Below are 17,165 nucleotides of genomic sequence, written 5' to 3'. Positions count from 1 at the left end.
TTTATCAGATACTTACACCCAGCCCATCATCAAAATTGCCATTTAAAACCGATATTCATACTATTATCCTGATGACTACTTGACAGCAGCCCGCTATAGCCAAAAGTAAATGACACGTTGTTACTTGCGCTCATTTCCGCATTCGCTTTCAACACCATACCGTCACGGGAAACGGGTGCACTACGGGTCAAAAACGTCGTGTTGCTGCCACGGAACGACAAAGCTGTTGCTCGTTCACGCTCACCATACTGGTGCTGCCAACCTAATTCTCCATTTAAGGCTATTGAAGATCCCCATGAAGTCTGCCAGTGATGATTTGCGCGCAATCCCAATGTGGAGAGTGTCGCATCAGTATGTTGGCTATTGCCACGGAATGCTGCGGCAGCGCCATCCTCGTTAATGCCCTCATTGCGGAAATTAACATATGCCAGGTTAACAAATGGCTCCAGATCCACAGCCCCTACTGGCAGATGGTAAGCAAGTTCCGCAGATATTTGTGCTGTTCGCCCGCTATATTTTGCATTCTCATGGTCATGCTGATTGCCGTAGCTGATAGCGCGTTTGGTATCAATACGATGCCACGTCAATCCGCCATTGGTACGCAAAGCAAAATCACCAAACTGACGATCACCATAAAGAGCAAGATGATAGTTATTACTGTCAGCAGTAGCACTGTTGCCACCGTCAAGAGAAGTGCGGGTGTAACCAGTCGCTATACCAAGACGGCTATATTCATCAATAAGGGTATCCGCGCCCAAGAATACACCATAGTTGGAAGCCTGATAGCCACTCGCATTTTCTGTACCAGAAGCGTGGCTCCATGCACCAAGCAACCGGACCCATGCACCGTTATCATCGCCATGAATATCAGGTGAAAATGAACGGCCTTCGGTCTGATTCAAACGAGCATTTAAGGTATCGCGCAAATAACGGCTGTCGTTAACCAGCAAAGAAGCAATATCGGCATGGATCTGTCCATCAAGCTGACGAATTGCATATCGGGCCTGCTCCGCAGAACGACTCGTCAGAATACTTTCGTAGACTGGATTACCCTTTCCAAGGGTATCAATGGCATCTGCCAATGCATGTTCATTCTGAGTCTTAGTCACATCCGCAAAAGCAGTATCATTACGTCCAACATGAAGAGCCACTTTACTGGGCTGATAAGATAATTTAGTGCCAAGGAAGAGATAATTCGGAACGACGTTATCAAAGCGGCCGTTAATATTTTGTTTCGCATTAAGGATATTGTATTGCTGACCTGTCAGGCTTCGCACTTCTTTAAAGGAGAGCAAGTTATCCGTATTTTCAAGCGAAACAGCAACCTTCCCTCCATTGATCTGTACACTTTTTTCAGCCTGAATGCTGTCGCTACGCCCATCAGCGGCGATTTCAACAACGTAGTGAGAACCCGGTTCAAAAGTTATTTTTTCGGTAGCTTTAAGTGTACCAATGGCGTTACCCGGTGCAACAGTACCACCATGCTGTACATTGAGCTCCCCAACCGTACCATTTCCACCAAGAACACCACTTTCCATTACCGAAACGGTGGAAGAAATACTCCCGCTAACATTCAGTAATCCCTGTTTAACCAACGTCGAGCCAGAATAGGTATTCTGACCACTGAGGATCAGTTCACCTTTGCCTTGTTTAGTTAGCCCGCCATGACCACTGATATCGTTACTCCATTGATCCTGAGCACATAAGCCTGTATTACAGACACGTTCAGTCGGTTTATCCTTATCGAGTACAGCACCGATACCCGGAATATCAGCAACAAACTGACCATTGCCGTAGGCTACACCATCAGGATCTGGAATGCGGAACTTTTCAGGAATATCTTCGGCGGTATAGAACATACCCGGGCCATTTATCGCTTTACCGAGATTGATCAATCCCCAACCGTAAATTTCGTCAATGCCTTTCTCTCCCATATCAGTCGCCGTAGTACGAAGTACAGAGGCTACCTGGGCGCCAGTCATATATGGGAAACGCTCCATTAATACCGCGATGCTACCAGCAGCATGTGGTGCTGCCATTGAAGTACCGCTGTAAGCATCATAATCAGTAGTAATATCATCCATCCCAGTGCCTTTAATAATTGAGCTATATACCTTGGTACCGGGGGCACTAACACAAAAGCTGGCAGTATAACCGCAGCGGGAGGAGAAACTGCTGATGGAATAAGGCTCACTATTGGTACTATTTGGATCTTGTTGCAAACTGGCGACTGTTAACCAGTTTGGTGCAATATCTGGCACAAACCACGCCAGACCCGCGATGGCATCTGGGTTACTGTAGTTATAACTATTACCGGCGGCAAAAACCGTTACAATTCCGCTGTGTGCAGCATCAATTGCCCCCTGATATGCACCACCCGGTTTTGTACCCAAAATTGGCTTGATTGCGTCGAACTGCTTCTGGGCCTCCGCTAAGGTAAAATGAGCGGCGTCAGGATCTTTTCCGCCCTTTTCAAGTTCCTTAGCAATACCAATCCCCCAACTGTTGTTAATAATGCGAGCGCCACTCTCTATCAGCGCATTCCAACCAGCTTGGTAAACACCACCATCATTGCCTAAGATGATGCCATCTTCGGGGCCGGGATCGCCGTTATCAGCACCGATTATTTGGGCGTTATAGGCTACTCCATGCATTTTTCCACCATCCCGGCTACCCGCTGCAATCCCCGCAACATGGACACCATGCGCCCCTAACTTGCCGTACCCATTCACGGATGGTGTTCCACCATAACTGAATGAATCACCCTTTTTCACCTTAATGTAGGGATCAGTATATTCACGTATCCCAGAAGTCACTAAGTTGATGACTTTGTCTTTGCCCACAAATTCAGGATGTTTGGCATAAACCACCTGATCGAATATTCCCAGCTTGATCCCCTTACCGGTATAACCTCTGGCATAGGCTGCGTCAGCGTGAATAGCACCAAGTCCCCATTCAGCGACAAACTCAGGGGTATGCCAACTGGCAGGATCGCCAAGCCGCCCTTTCTCAACATAATTTTCCGCATAAGCGCCAAAGCTGGTTGCTGCCAAACAGCAAGCTATGGCGTGATAAAGTACTCGTGGCTGGGTTTTAACTGATAAACGTGCGGTAGTCAGTGCACTCCGAGGGATTTCATATCGCTTCTTCATCTTAGTTATCACCTATTGTTGATTTGCAAAAATACCAGTCCTTATGTTTTTTATTGCGTAGGCGGGTTGAAACCATCAAAGTGATCGTTTTCTGAGAACAGGGATAGATTAAAAAGACGGGCTGATTTTTAGATTTTCATCAAAAAAGCGTGTTTAATCAAAACCATTACCTGTTGCGCCACCTAAACACACCATAAAATGACACATTTTGATAACTATTATTTACACATATTTTAAATAAAGAGTAACAAATCATGTTGTTTTGAAAAATCAAAATGGGGGTTTCTATATTTCGGGATGGTGATAGACGGGTGAAGAGATGGCGGGTGATAGCGTGATATGAATATCACGCCACAGACTGCTGACAAACCGCGAAAATGAGCATAGCGATGCCCGTGATGTTATTTCGCATCGGCAAGACTGCGTTCTACGGTTTTTTTTCGCCGCCCTTACCGTAGTTTATTTTGCGTAAGATAATTTTTTCCTCCCAACAACTGCATTTGCCGTAAAATCCATTGCTGGCGTTTCAATACATAAGCGGACGGGGCATTGGCTTTAAAACGGTGGGGGTTTGGCAATACGGCCGCAAGCAAGGCGGCGTCAGACGCGGTTAATTGTTTGGCGGATTTACCGAAATAATGCCGGGCCGCTTCCTCCACACCAAAAATGCCATTGCCGAAATCCGCAATATTGAGATAAACCGTCAAAATACGTTTCTTTGACCACAGTAATTCCAGTACCGTGGTCATTCCCACCTCTAATCCCTTTCTTACCCAACTACGCCCTTCCCACAAAAATAAATTCTTGGCGGTTTGCTGGGAAATCGTCGATGCACCCCGCATTCGGGTCTGATATTTTTTGTTATGTTCTATTGCCGTTTCGATAGCGTCAAAATCAAATCCCCAATGTTTTGGGAATTTTTGATCTTCGGCGGCAATCACGGCTAATGTCATATAAGGTGAAATTTGATTCTGATCGACCCATGATGAGCGCGAAACATAAGATAAATTAATTGACATTAGGGCGCCCATTTGTCGCTCCATCATCACCATGGAAAATGGCACCGGCAAAAATGAAAATGAGATGACTGCAACGATCCATAGAACTGTGATCCATGCGACAATTCTTTTCAGCCAGCGCCACAATATTGAAAAAGGATTTCTCATCCTATTACTCAATCATTTCCCATATTTTCTTAACCAATTTATCAATCCCTTTTTCTGCCTGAGACAAAGACTCAGCGAGCATATAGGCTGGCGTTGTCACAATTTTGTTTTTAAAATCAACGACAATATCATCAACTGGACAGTCAACGTGTATACCGCCCATTTTCTCTATCTGAGCTGCCGTTTCGGGATCATTGCCAATGGTGACTTTTATCGGTTTACCTAATATTTTAGCGACCATAACAGGTGCAATGCATATAAACCCCATCGGCTTGCCTTGTTGATGCATTGACTGCACAATAGTTAATAATTCTTTATTTATTTCGCAATCTGATCCTTTATATGCGAAATTACATAAATTTTTGGCTGCGCCAAATCCTCCTGGAATAATTAAAGCATCCAGCTCATTAATATCCACTTTAGATAAAGGCTGCATATTTCCCCGTGTTATACGGGCGGATTCTTCCATAATATGGCGGCTTTCTTGCTGTTCTTCACCATTAAGGTGATTAATAACATGATGTTGTACTTCATCAGGCGAAAAAAAAGACACTTTGGCCCCAAGACGGCTTAAAGAGAGCATTGTCAGGACTGATTCGTGGATTTCACTTCCGTCGTACACTCCGCATCCACTTAATATAACGGCAACAGATTTCATATTCCTCTCCATTTGTAGTAGATTAATGCTTAACCCCTTAGAGGGTTAAACACCAATCTTCATCACAGATTTTAATGAATCTTGTAACAAAAAATCTTATCTTTGCTATGTTGGTACCTGTGTTCTGTATGGAAGAATTCTTTCATTACTCGCACTGAAAATAAATCTTAGATAAGCGGGTAAATAAGTTTCCCTGGTGTTGGCGCAGTATTAGCGCACCCCAACTTCGGTTGGAGTTATTTTTTTGTAGCGCCCGACAACCAATTTCTCAATGTTTCTGTATCATTCTTCCACTCCAGCTTTAACTCATCCACCCACTCCTGAACATTATCCCACCATGCCGGTAAATCAGGTGACTGAATCTGTTGGGCCAACTGCTGCAAGTGACGCAATCCAACAGAGCCTGCCGCTCCCTTGATCTTATGTGCCTCTTCAGTAATGCCTTTTTGATCTCTGGCGGTCATGTTTGAATCCAGCAAGGCAAGGTAACCTGGCATCATGGTTTCAAAAATGGTCAGGTTGTCAGCAACCATTTTTGGCCCAACCAATTCAATATATTGGTTAAGCATTTCCGTATCGAGCCGCGCTTCATCTTTCATCTCAATATCAGTCTGTTGTAATTGGCGGCCAGATTCAGATGACTTGCCCCAATATCTTTCCATCGTAGCGGTCAACTCTTTGACGGAAAGCGGCTTATTGAGGACATCATCCATCCCCGCCTCAAGATATTCTTTTTTATCTTTTAAGACATTGGCTGTCAGGGCGATCAATGGGGGTAAGGATTGTGAGGAGTAGCGCTGGTGTAACTGACGCGCAATATCAAGCCCTGTCATATCCGGCAATTGGATATCCAATAACACTAAGTCATATTCATCAGGATCAAACATGGCCAGTGCATCATGGCCATTCATGGCAACATCAACGCTATTTCCCAGTTTTTCCAGTACCGAACGGGCAACAATAACGTTCAGTTCAATATCTTCCACCAACAAAATGTTGAGTGCAGGGAGGGGCAGGGTATCGGGTTCGGCTTTGCCTTCAACATGTTCATCAAGGGTCGGGGCCACCACAGACAAAGTAAAGCAAGAACCTTTACCCGGCGAGCTTGTCACAACAATGTCGCCTCCCATGCTTTGGGCAAGGCGCTTCGAAACAGCCAGGCCAATTCCCGTTCCGGTTGCAGGGCGTCCACCGGCACTGTCTTTCACCTGATAATACATGGCGAAGATTTTCTCCAGCTCATCAGCGGGAATACCGATGCCAGAATCTGTCACTTCAAATAACAGGCGATCCCCTGCTTCACGCCGGATATGAACCCGGATTTCCCCTTTCGGAGTAAATTTCACCGCATTGCTAATCAAGTTCCATAAGATTTGTCGCAAGCGGGTTCCGTCAGTCAACACCTTGACCGGCAATGACGGTTCCGGTTCAAGCACGAATTTAAGCCCCTTGGGCTGCGCCAGTAACCCTGAAATGTTCTCCAAATCCACCATAAAGCCCGTGAAATCGATCGGCTGATTATCTAGCTGGATTTTGCGCCGCTCTATCTTATCCAGTTCAATGATATCGTTAAAAATATTACCCAGAGTGATAGCGCTGACATGGATGGTTTCCAAATATTTACACTGCTCTGGTGTCAGCTCGGTGTCCATCAGAATTCGGCTCAGGCCGACGATGCCATTTAAAGGCGTACGAAGCTCATGGCTAATCGTGGAGATGAAAGTGGTTTTATCCCTGCTGGCATTCTCTAAAGCATCCTGATAGCGCTTACGCTCCGTTATATCGCGGCCAAATCCCATTAATCCATGTCGTTTTCCAACACGATCATAAAACGGGACTTTTCTGAGTTCAAAACAGGCTTTGCGTCCATCGGGATAAACCAGCCACTGTTCATAGGTCAGGGAGACATTGTGGCGGAAGACTTTTTCATCCGTTTCCATCACTTTGCTGGCAATTTCTTCATCGTAAACTTCCGTCGGGGTCAGGCCAATAAGCTGTTTTTCGCTTTTACCCGTCAGCAGTTCCATCGCTCGGTTACAGCCGGAAAATTCATTGTCTTCATTACGGTAATAAACCAAGTCCGGCGAAGCGTCTAGAAATGAGCGCAGTAGCACTGACTGTTGTTCAAGCTCAATCTGCGTTTTTTCACGATGCTCCATTTCCAATTTAAGTTTATCCAGCAATACCAGATGGGCTTTTTCCACTTTTTCCCTGTCGCTGATTTCTTGATTCAATTGAGCAATGTTTTCTTTGAGTTGGAGATTCAATATCGCATCACGCTGACGCATCTCTTCAAGTTTAGCGACCAGACTGGATAAACGCTGGCGGGATTCTTCGAGTTGCTCCACGACGATAGAAAGAAAGTAAACGGCCCAAGGGGTAATCATCAAACCAAAAAAGACGGAGCGAATTAAGTCAATGCGCTGTACTTCTCCATGCAGTACAAAGGTAACGGCCATTTGCATCACGATCGCAAGAATAACTAGCGCAGATGCAAGTAATATCGAAAAACGCACCAACCCTAACTTCATCATCAAATCTACATAATATTGGGCAAGCCCCCGAATTAGCTTCATAACCGCTCCCAGTAAAATCATTCCTAGTCAAAGTCACCAGATTGAATCATAACTTAAAAAAGACCCAACTTCGTTGAGGGATATCATCCCCAATACCCAGGTGGAATAAAAAGACACAAAAACAGAATAATTATTCACTCAAACTTTCAATTTATTTTTTGGAACAAAAAACAATCAATTATTTATCCTTGTCACTCCAAAAATACACAATATAATTCTATCATTCTTCAAAAAACAAGATTTAAATTCCAGTTAAATCACATTTCAAAGCATATCTAAAATAGATAATGTGGTAATTTTAGTGATATAGCTCACATCATATCAACCCTATGATCTTGGTCACAAAATACAAAACAGCATTATTTATCGATTAAATTCAATTTGATAACTAAATTAACCTCGCAAAAAACCTGATTTAATACGATTTGACCTGCCCTCTTTTTATCGCTAAGTTGGGAATTCACTGAAAATCACCTGTCGGATAATCCCCCGACTCATATTTATGCAGTGACACAATATATGCAGTGACACAATATATGCAGTGACACAACATGACATAACATCCTTTTGATTTACCGCTTGTTATTGCCAATAAACTTGTTATTGCCAATAAAAACAAGTGGCGTTTGACTGAGGGCGCAAATCAGACGCCTGTAGAAAATAACATATCGATATCATCTCGCGAGTGATGTGAGAGTTGGACAGAACTTGGGGAGCATTACAATGTTGTATAATAAGATGTTGTCTAATAACTTGCAGGAAAAAGATAACTGTGGTTTTGGGTTAATCGCACATATTGAAGGAGAACCCAGTCACAAAGTGGTGCGTACAGCCATCCATGCCTTGGCTCGGATGCAGCACCGAGGCGCGATTTTAGCGGATGGAAAAACCGGCGATGGTTGTGGCTTATTAATGCAAAAGCCCGATCGCTTTTTTCAAATGGTTGCCAGCGAGCAGTCATGGCGGCTGGCCAAAAACTATGCGGTCGGCATGTTGTTTCTGAGTCAGGATGCCAAAATAGCGCAATCATGCCGTGACATTATTGAACAAGAATTACAAAACGAAACCTTATCCATTGTGGGTTGGCGGGAAGTTCCCATCAATCGCGATGTTTTGGGGGAGATTGCCCTATCAAGCCTCCCCCGCATTGAGCAAATTTTTATCAATGCCCCTGCGGGATGGCGCTCACAAGATCTGGAACGTCGGTTGTTTGTTGCCCGACGCCGCATAGAAAAACGGATCACCGACCACGATTTTTATATTTGCAGCCTGTCTAATCTGGTCACGATTTATAAAGGGCTGTGCATGGCGGCTGATTTGCCGCGTTTCTATCCGGATTTGGCTGATTTACGGATGGAATCTTCTATCTGTTTGTTCCACCAGCGTTTTTCAACTAACACGGTTCCCCGTTGGCCTCTGGCGCAACCCTTCCGTTATCTGGCCCATAACGGGGAAATCAATACCATTACGGGCAACCGTGAATGGGCTAAGGCCAGAGCCTATAAGTTCCGTACACCGCTGATCCCTGATTTGCATACCGCAGCCCCCTTTGTTAATGAAACCGGCTCAGACTCCAGTTCATTGGATAATATGCTGGAACTGTTCCTCAATGGCGGCATGGATTTAATTCGCGCCATGCGACTACTGGTTCCACCGGCATGGCAGAATAACCCGGATATGGATGACGACCTGCGCGCATTCTTCGATTTCAATTCCATGCATATGGAGCCGTGGGATGGCCCGGCCGGCATCGTTATTTCTGATGGACGTTATGCGGCCTGTAATCTGGATCGCAATGGCTTGCGTCCTGCCCGTTATGTGATCACCACGGATAAGCTGATTACCTGTGCTTCTGAAATCGGGATTTGGGATTACCAGCCCGATGAAGTTGTGGAGAAAGGCCGGGTCGGGCCGGGTGAGTTAATGGTCATAGATACCTATGAAGGCCGCATTCTGCATTCCGCTGAAACTGATCATGATTTGAAAGGCAGACATCCTTATAAAGAGTGGCTGGAAAAGAATGTTAAGCGTTTGACGCCCTTTGAGGAGTTGCCGGAAGATCAGGTCGGCCAGCGGGATTTGGATGATCGGCGGTTGGCAACGTATCACAAGCAATTTGCCTACAGCAGCGAGGAACTGGATCAGGTTATCCGTACCCTTGGCGAAAATGCCCAGGAAGCCACAGGCTCAATGGGGGATGATACGCCGTTTGCCGTCCTTTCCAGCCGCCCGCGTATCATCTACGATTATTTCCGCCAACAATTTGCCCAAGTCACCAACCCTCCCATCGATCCCCTGCGCGAAGCCCATGTGATGTCATTGGCTACCCGTATCGGGCGGGAAATGAATGTCTTTTGTGAAGCGGAAGGACAGGCACATCGGCTGAGTTTTGAATCTCCCGTTCTGCTTTATTCAGATTTCGTGCAGCTTACGACACAGCAAGAACCCTACTATCGTGCGGATACACTGGATTTGACTTTCAATCCACAGGAAACCAGCCTTAAGAACGCCGTTTCCACCTTATGTGAAAGGGCAGAAGAACTCGTCCGCAATGGCGCGGTATTGCTGGTGCTATCCGATCGCAATATCTCATCAGAGAAACTGCCCATCCCTGCTCCGATGGCTGTCGGTGCCATCCAGCACTGTTTGGTTGAGAAAAACCTGCGCTGCGATGCCAATTTGATCGTAGAAACGGCCAGTGCACGTGATCCGCATCATTTTGCTGTCTTGCTCGGCTTTGGTGCTACCGCTGTCTACCCTTATCTGGCGTATGAATCACTGGGTAAAATGGTGGATGACGGCACAATCAATACGCCCTATGCCCGCGTTATGCTGAATTATCGCAACGGTGTCAATAAAGGGTTGTATAAGATTATGTCCAAAATGGGCATCTCTACCATCTCCTCTTATCGCTGTTCTAAATTATTCGAGGCTGTCGGTCTGCACCCGGATGTGACGAATATCTGTTTCAATGGTGTGGTCAGCCGGATTGGAGGGGCGGATTTCAGTGATTTTGAGCAAGACCTGCGTAACCTTTCCAAACGGGCGTGGTTACATCGCCATCCCATCGATCAGGGAGGGCTGCTGAAATATGTTCATAATGGGGAATATCACGCTTATAACCCCGATGTCGTTAACACATTGCAGGCTGCGGTTCACAGTGGCAAGTATAGCGATTACCAAAAATACACAGCCCTGGTGAACGGACGGCCTGTCACGACGCTGCGGGATTTACTGGCCATTGCCCCTAAGGGTGAACCCATCGCCATTGAGGATGTTGAACCCGCCGAAGCACTGTTCAAGCGTTTTGATACCGCCGCCATGTCGATTGGTGCACTCAGCCCTGAAGCCCACGAGTCGCTGGCAGAAGCGATGAATGCACTGGGGGGGTTCTCCAATTCCGGCGAAGGCGGGGAAGATCCCGCTCGTTACGGCACAAAAAAAGTGTCCCGCATTAAGCAGGTTGCGTCTGGACGATTTGGCGTGACACCCGCGTATCTGGTCAGCGCCGATGTGATCCAGATAAAGGTCGCACAAGGTGCAAAACCGGGAGAAGGCGGTCAGTTACCGGGGGATAAGGTCACCCCTTATATCGCTAAATTGCGCTACTCCGTACCGGGTGTCACGCTGATTTCTCCGCCACCGCACCATGATATTTATTCCATCGAAGATCTGGCTCAACTGATTTTCGATCTTAAGCAAGTGAACCCGAAGGCGCTGATTTCGGTCAAATTAGTTTCTGAGCCGGGGGTGGGAACGATCGCCACCGGTGTCGCCAAAGCCTACGCCGACTTGATTACCATTGCCGGTTATGACGGTGGAACCGGGGCAAGTCCCCTGTCTTCGGTAAAATATGCCGGCTGTCCGTGGGAATTGGGACTGGTGGAAACCCAACAGGCACTGGTTGCCAATGGGCTGCGCCATAAAATCCGCCTTCAGGTTGATGGGGGGTTGAAAACCGGTCTGGATATCATCAAGGCCGCTATTTTAGGGGCGGAAAGTTTTGGTTTTGGGACTGGCCCAATGGTGGCCCTCGGCTGTAAGTATTTGCGTATCTGCCACTTAAATAACTGTGCGACAGGTGTAGCAACACAAGATGAAAAACTGCGTCAATCTCACTATCACGGCCTGCCGGAAAGGGTCATCAATTACTTCCGCTTTATTGCGCAGGAAACACGGGAGCTGATGGCACAATTAGGTGTGAGACAACTCATTGATTTAATTGGCCGCACCGATTTACTGGATATCCTTGAAGGGATTTCTGCCAAGCAAAGCAAGCTCAATCTTGCGCCGTTGCTGGAAACCGCCACGCCTCATGCAGGTAAAGATTTATATTGCACCGAAGATAACCCGCCTTTTGATCACGGTGAGTTGAATAAGTCAATCGTGACTCACGCCATGCCTTATGTGAAAAATTCGCAGAGTAAAACGTTCTATTTTGACATTCAAAATACCGACCGCTCTGTAGGTGCATCGCTCTCTGGTGAGATTGCGGCACGATATGGCGATCAGGGGCTGGCGGCCGATCCGATCAAACTGCATTTCACCGGTACAGCAGGGCAAAGTTTTGGTGTCTGGAATGCGAGTGGGGTTGAACTGACCTTAACCGGCGATGCCAATGATTATGTCGGTAAGGGGATGGCCGGAGGACGGATCGTCATCCGGCCTCCGGTTGGTTCCGCATTCAAGAGTCACGAAGCCACCATTATCGGTAATACCTGCCTTTATGGTGCCACAGGTGGAAAACTGTTTGCCGCCGGACGTGCCGGTGAACGCTTCGCAGTACGTAATTCCGGCGCCCTCACGGTGATTGAAGGGATCGGCGATAACGGCTGTGAATACATGACGGGCGGTATTGTCTGCGTTCTTGGCAGTACCGGCGTCAATTTCGGGGCTGGCATGACTGGCGGGTTCGCTTATGTGCTTGATGAATCCGATGATTTCCGCAAACGGGTTAATCCTGAGCTGGTGGAAGTCCTCTCCATGGGCTCCCTGACCATTCACCAGGAGCACCTGCGGGGATTAATCACCGAACATGTCCGTCTGACGGGTTCTCAACAGGGTGAAAGCCTGTTGGAGAATTGGTCACAATGGGTCAATAAGTTTGCGCTGGTTAAGCCTAAATCCAGTGATATCAGCGCGTTGTTGGGACACCGTAGCCGTTCTTCAGCGGAATTGCGGGTTCAGGCACAGTAAGGAGAATGTAATGAACGCATCCCACCCACTTAGCCATCGGCATTGTGCTGGAATTGAGAGATGAGGTGTGGATCCTCTCAGATTTCCGGCCTTATAGTGCCTAAATGTGGGAGCCTGTCGCTCCCTGATGACTGGAGGATCCACTCATGAAATTTACTCCTTTTGGCGTCGATATTGCAAAACATTTGATGCAAATTCATTTTGTTGATGAATATACCGGTGAAGTCATTGATAAGCAGTTGCGACGAGGTGATTTTTTAACGTTCTTCAGTAACCGACAGCCTTGCTTGATTGGCATGGAAGCCTGTGGCGGTGCGCATTATTGGGCGCGGGAACTGAGGAAGCTAGGCCATGAAGTGCGTTTGCTTCAGGCCCGATTTGTCAAAGCATTCCGGATGGGAAACAAAAACGATGTGATGGATGCCCGGGCCATTTGGATGGCCGTTCAGCAACCCGGTAAATCGGTGGCGGTCAAAAACGAAGAACAACAGGCTATCTTGTCATTACACCGAATGCGCCGCCAATTAGTGAAATTCAGAACCGCGCAAATCAATGCGTTACATGGTTTGCTGCTGGAATTTGGTGAAACCCTGCATAAGGGAAGAGCCTCCCTAGATAAAGCGATGCCGGAAGTGCTTGAGCGGTTAAGGGAAAAACTGGCCCCGTTCCTGCTTGACCTCCTGGAAGAACAATATCACCGTCTGAACGACATCGATGAACAAATTGAACAGGTGGAAAAGCAACTGATTGCGTGGGCAAAACAAAATGCCGATTGCCAGCGGATCATGAAAATTCCCGGTGTCGGCATCCTGATTGCCACGATGGGAGAAGCCAGTGCTTTCCGGTCGGGCAGAGAATTTTCCGCCTATCTGGGATTAGTACCGAAACAAACGGGAACGGGGGGGCGGACCCAATTATGGGGGATCAGTAAACGCGGGGATGTCTATCTGCGAACCCTCTTTATCCACGGTGCAAGAGCCGCCACTTTGCTCACGAAAACGCCGTCGCCGTGGGTGACAGAACTGAGAAAACGGCGCCCGGCCTGTGTGGCAATCGTGGGGATGGCGAATAAGCTGGCCCGTACCGTTTGGGCGCTGATAGCCCATCAGCGGGAATACCAAAACGATTACGTCAGTGTCAGGCCTTATTGAGGCGTTTCGCTGTCCAACCTTAACTTTTTTAACCACAAGGATGGATGCAGAAAGAGTGCTGAGGCAAAAATAAATGATGACAAAGACAGGTAAGACCGTGACTGGCTAAACCTGAATGATTGACAGAGCGTAAAGCTCGTCAGGAGAATGAGGAGCCAGTCAGCGGATTACATCGAGGCCCGCAGCCCCGGCTGCAATAAGGCCGGATATAGAGCTGCAACCTACCGTCGATGTCAACGTCACTTTTGTCTTGCAAACGGGATGCGTTCATATAGTCAATAATGAGTCAGAATGTTTATCAATTTATCGACTTACAGCGTGTCGATCCGCCGAAGAAACCGTTGAAAATCCGAAAAATAGAATTTGTAGAAATCTATGAATCATTTTCAGGAATTCAGGCACAAGCACAGGCAGACCGCTGTCTTGCGTGTGGTAACCCGTACTGTGAATGGAAATGCCCTGTCCATAACTATATTCCAAACTGGCTGAAACTCGCCAATGAAGGGCGCATCATTGAAGCCGCAGAATTATCACACCAGACTAACAGCCTGCCAGAAGTCTGCGGTCGGGTTTGCCCGCAAGATCGCCTGTGTGAAGGGGCCTGTACGCTGAATGATGACTTTGGGGCGGTTACCATCGGTAACATCGAACGCTACATTAACGACACGGCTATCGCTATGGGCTGGAAACCCGATATGTCGCAGGTAACCCCGACAGGCAAACGTGTCGCGGTGATTGGGGCTGGCCCGGCAGGGTTGGCCTGTGCAGATGTTTTGACCCGTAACGGTGTACAAGCGGTGGTTTATGATCGTCATCCTGAAATTGGTGGCTTGCTCACATTTGGCATTCCCGCTTTCAAGCTGGAAAAAGAGGTGATGATCCGCCGCCGTGAGATGTTTTCCGAGATGGGTATCGAGTTCCGCTTAAATACAGAGATAGGTAAAGACATTACGCTGACCGAACTCACAAAAGAGTTTGATGCCGTATTTCTCGGCGTTGGCACTTACCAATCCATCCACGGTGGGCTGGAAAACGAAGATGCAGACGGGGTCTATGATGCCCTGCCTTTTTTAATCGCCAATACTCGTCAACTGATGGGTTATCCCTCTCTGCCAGAACAACCTTATGTTGATATGAAAGGTAAACGTGTTTTGGTTCTGGGAGGGGGTGATACGGCAATGGACTGCGTCCGCACTTCGGTTCGCCAAGGGGCTGCCAGTGTTATCTGTGCCTATCGGCGGGATGAAGAAAACATGCCGGGTTCCCGCCGGGAAGTGAAAAATGCCAAAGAGGAAGGTGTTGAGTTTCGTTTCAATCTCCAGCCCATTTGCGTTGAGGTTAACAGTCGTGGGCAAGTGTGTGGTGTCAAAGTTGTGAAAACCCAGCTTGGGGCCATGAATGAAAAAGGCCGTCGAGAAGCCGAAATCATTCAAGGTTCCGAATTCCTGATAGAAACGGATGCTGTGATTATGGCATTTGGCTTCAAACCTCACACCATGAGCTGGCTGGATGAACATCAGGTCGAACGCGATCAAAAAGGACGCATTGTCGCCCCGGACGCCAGTGAGTTACCTTTCCAGACCAGCAACCCCAAAATATTCGCAGGCGGAGATGCTGTGCGTGGTTCTGACTTAGTCGTCACCGCCATCGCTGAAGGCAGAAAAGCCGCGTCCGGCATTCTTGATTACCTTGAAGACCCGATTACCTTGCAAAATAGTATTTAATCCCTCCCCCTTCATCCTTCCAATCACTTCTCCGGCTTTTTGCCGGAGAAAATCTCAATAAGTTAAAAAATTCCTGTTTTTTATTTTTTTCTTACTACCATGTTGATTGTATTTTTTGGATTTATGCGACTATTCTTATATCCTAAAGTTAAATATTCCAATTTAATCACCCTCTCGTTACAGCAATACAACAAGAGTGCAATACCGTAATACAGCAACAAGGTTCATTTTTTTCGCAGAAAAAATCTCATGGTGTTACTGATTAAATAGCAATGAATTAAAAGACATTAAAATGATAATAACAGGAAGAAATATGCGCTTACCTACACAGATACTCTTCTTATCTTTGATATCCTTGATAAGTTTTCCCTCGGCTGCCGGATTATCTACACCCGAAGAAATTATGCAGCAGTTGCAGGAAAGAGGGGTGAACTCTGTTGTAGCTGAATTAGGCGAAAGGCGGGATTGGAGCAGGATTATTCATAACATATCAACAGGTGATAGCCAATGGCTAAAGGTGGCCTTTAAATTATCCCCCAATCTCCATCCAGAGTTCACAAAGCAGACCATCAATGCCCTATCACTGGCTTTAGTTAACAATCCCACCGAAGTATTAGCGCTGACAAGCAAGCATCGCACGATCTCATTCATGGATATCTGTCATATTCCTACTACGATAACGGGATTAGCGCAAAAGCAAACATTCGCTAAAAATGCGCTGCGTAGCCTAAAAACCGTTGAAAAGTCTGATCTTAGAAAAAATTGGGATAATATTGAAAATTGCTTGTGGGAACTTGAGAAATCGTCCAGTACTTATTTTTAATGCCAAATAAACATTTCTAAAAAATAACTTTCTAAAAAATAAAGGAGAATAAGATCTCCTTTATTTTCATATTATTGCTATCCCTTTCATACTTCAAACTGCTGCTTTATGCGCTGAAATCTGGGTTGATATATATGCTCGCCGTCTTTCAAGTTGCAGTTTTGTTGACTGCATCTTGAAATCCAGTGAGTATATAGTTCGCTTCGCAATTATTTTACGACACGCAATTATTTTACGACACGCAATGTTGGGCGGCCTTTTGGTGGCTGAGGCGGTTGAGGTGGCTCATCATCTGGTGAATCATTGCCACGAGAAATTTTATTGTCGTGGAGAAGTACCAGATTATCGGCTACCGGCGAGTCTGTTTGTTCTGACTCGATATCCCCTTCATAGGCGAATTCGGGTTCAAACATCATGCCTGCACCATTTTCACGGGCATAAACCGCAAGAACCGCCGCCATTGGGACATTAACCTGACGGGCTACGCCACCAAAACGGGCATTGAATCTGACTTCATCGTTAGTCAATTCCAAATTACCAACTGCCCTGGGCGAGATATTTAGGATGATTTGCCCGTTCTGCGCATATTCCAGCGGAACATTGACTCCGTACAAGCTAACATCCACAACAATATGCGGGGTCATTTCATTATCCAACAACCACTCATAATGTGCTCGCAAGAGATAAGGACGACGTGGAGACATTTGGGTCATCTCCAT

Annotated in this window: 9 protein-coding genes; 4 read left to right on the top strand and 5 right to left on the bottom strand. The window is 46.7% G+C overall.

Annotated elements, in window-relative coordinates:
- Nucleotides 1-29 precede the first annotated feature (29 nt).
- The 4 genes from Xbed_RS12530 to arcB all read right to left on the bottom strand — a co-directional run bounded on the left by Xbed_RS12530 (nt 30) and on the right by arcB (nt 7,507).
- Complete coding sequence (locus tag Xbed_RS12530; RefSeq protein ID WP_086113255.1) at nt 30-3,152, bottom strand: autotransporter outer membrane beta-barrel domain-containing protein; 3,123 nt, start codon at nt 3,150-3,152, stop codon at nt 30-32.
- Between the two features lie 449 nt (nt 3,153-3,601).
- Entirely contained in the window at nt 3,602-4,318 is a 717-nt protein-coding gene (gene mtgA, locus Xbed_RS12525) for a monofunctional biosynthetic peptidoglycan transglycosylase (RefSeq protein WP_086113254.1), read from the bottom strand.
- Nucleotides 4,319-4,322: 4 nt separating this feature from the next.
- Nucleotides 4,323-4,976: an isoprenoid biosynthesis glyoxalase ElbB gene (elbB, locus tag Xbed_RS12520; protein WP_086113253.1), complete on the bottom strand. Its 654-nt coding sequence runs from the start codon at nt 4,974-4,976 to the stop codon at nt 4,323-4,325.
- A 236-nt stretch (nt 4,977-5,212) separates the two neighbouring features.
- Nucleotides 5,213-7,507, bottom strand: a complete 2,295-nt coding sequence (gene arcB / locus Xbed_RS12515) for an aerobic respiration two-component sensor histidine kinase ArcB (protein WP_422641359.1) — start codon at nt 7,505-7,507, stop codon at nt 5,213-5,215.
- 783 nt (nt 7,508-8,290) lie between these two features.
- Between arcB and gltB the strand changes: the two genes are divergently transcribed.
- The 4 genes from gltB to Xbed_RS12495 all read left to right on the top strand — a co-directional run bounded on the left by gltB (nt 8,291) and on the right by Xbed_RS12495 (nt 16,446).
- A complete protein-coding gene (gene gltB / locus Xbed_RS12510; protein WP_086113276.1) occupies nt 8,291-12,748 on the top strand; it encodes a glutamate synthase large subunit in 4,458 nt (1,485 codons plus the stop codon).
- Nucleotides 12,749-12,894: 146 nt separating this feature from the next.
- Entirely contained in the window at nt 12,895-13,899 is a 1,005-nt protein-coding gene (locus Xbed_RS12505; RefSeq protein ID WP_086113252.1) for an IS110 family RNA-guided transposase, read from the top strand.
- A gap of 281 nt (nt 13,900-14,180) precedes the next feature.
- Complete coding sequence (locus tag Xbed_RS12500; RefSeq protein WP_086113251.1) at nt 14,181-15,623, top strand: FAD-dependent oxidoreductase; 1,443 nt, start codon at nt 14,181-14,183, stop codon at nt 15,621-15,623.
- 313 nt (nt 15,624-15,936) lie between these two features.
- Nucleotides 15,937-16,446: a hypothetical protein gene (locus tag Xbed_RS12495; RefSeq protein WP_086113250.1), complete on the top strand. Its 510-nt coding sequence runs from the start codon at nt 15,937-15,939 to the stop codon at nt 16,444-16,446.
- Between the two features lie 227 nt (nt 16,447-16,673).
- Here the strand turns inward: Xbed_RS12495 and sspB are convergent, their stop codons facing one another.
- A complete protein-coding gene (gene sspB, locus Xbed_RS12490) occupies nt 16,674-17,165 on the bottom strand; it encodes a ClpXP protease specificity-enhancing factor (protein WP_086113249.1) in 492 nt (163 codons plus the stop codon).

Origin of the sequence: Xenorhabdus beddingii (assembly GCF_002127545.1) — a bacterium.
Taxonomy (GTDB): Bacteria; Pseudomonadota; Gammaproteobacteria; order Enterobacterales; family Enterobacteriaceae; genus Xenorhabdus; species Xenorhabdus beddingii.
This window is presented reverse-complemented; position numbering and strand designations above follow the sequence as displayed.

Excerpts from the sequence above, each read along its gene's own strand:
- Xbed_RS12530 (WP_086113255.1), bottom strand. The coding sequence starts at position 3,152 with ATGAAGAAGCGATATGAAATCCCTCGGAGTGCACTGACTACCGCACGT.
- mtgA (WP_086113254.1), bottom strand. The coding sequence starts at position 4,318 with ATGAGAAATCCTTTTTCAATATTGTGGCGCTGGCTGAAAAGAATTGTC.
- elbB (WP_086113253.1), bottom strand. The coding sequence starts at position 4,976 with ATGAAATCTGTTGCCGTTATATTAAGTGGATGCGGAGTGTACGACGGA.
- arcB (WP_422641359.1), bottom strand. The coding sequence starts at position 7,507 with ATGAAGTTAGGGTTGGTGCGTTTTTCGATATTACTTGCATCTGCGCTA.
- gltB (WP_086113276.1), top strand. The coding sequence starts at position 8,291 with ATGTTGTCTAATAACTTGCAGGAAAAAGATAACTGTGGTTTTGGGTTA.
- Xbed_RS12505 (WP_086113252.1), top strand. The coding sequence starts at position 12,895 with ATGAAATTTACTCCTTTTGGCGTCGATATTGCAAAACATTTGATGCAA.
- Xbed_RS12500 (WP_086113251.1), top strand. The coding sequence starts at position 14,181 with ATGAGTCAGAATGTTTATCAATTTATCGACTTACAGCGTGTCGATCCG.
- Xbed_RS12495 (WP_086113250.1), top strand. The coding sequence starts at position 15,937 with ATGCGCTTACCTACACAGATACTCTTCTTATCTTTGATATCCTTGATA.
- sspB (WP_086113249.1), bottom strand. The coding sequence starts at position 17,165 with ATGGAGATGACCCAAATGTCTCCACGTCGTCCTTATCTCTTGCGAGCA.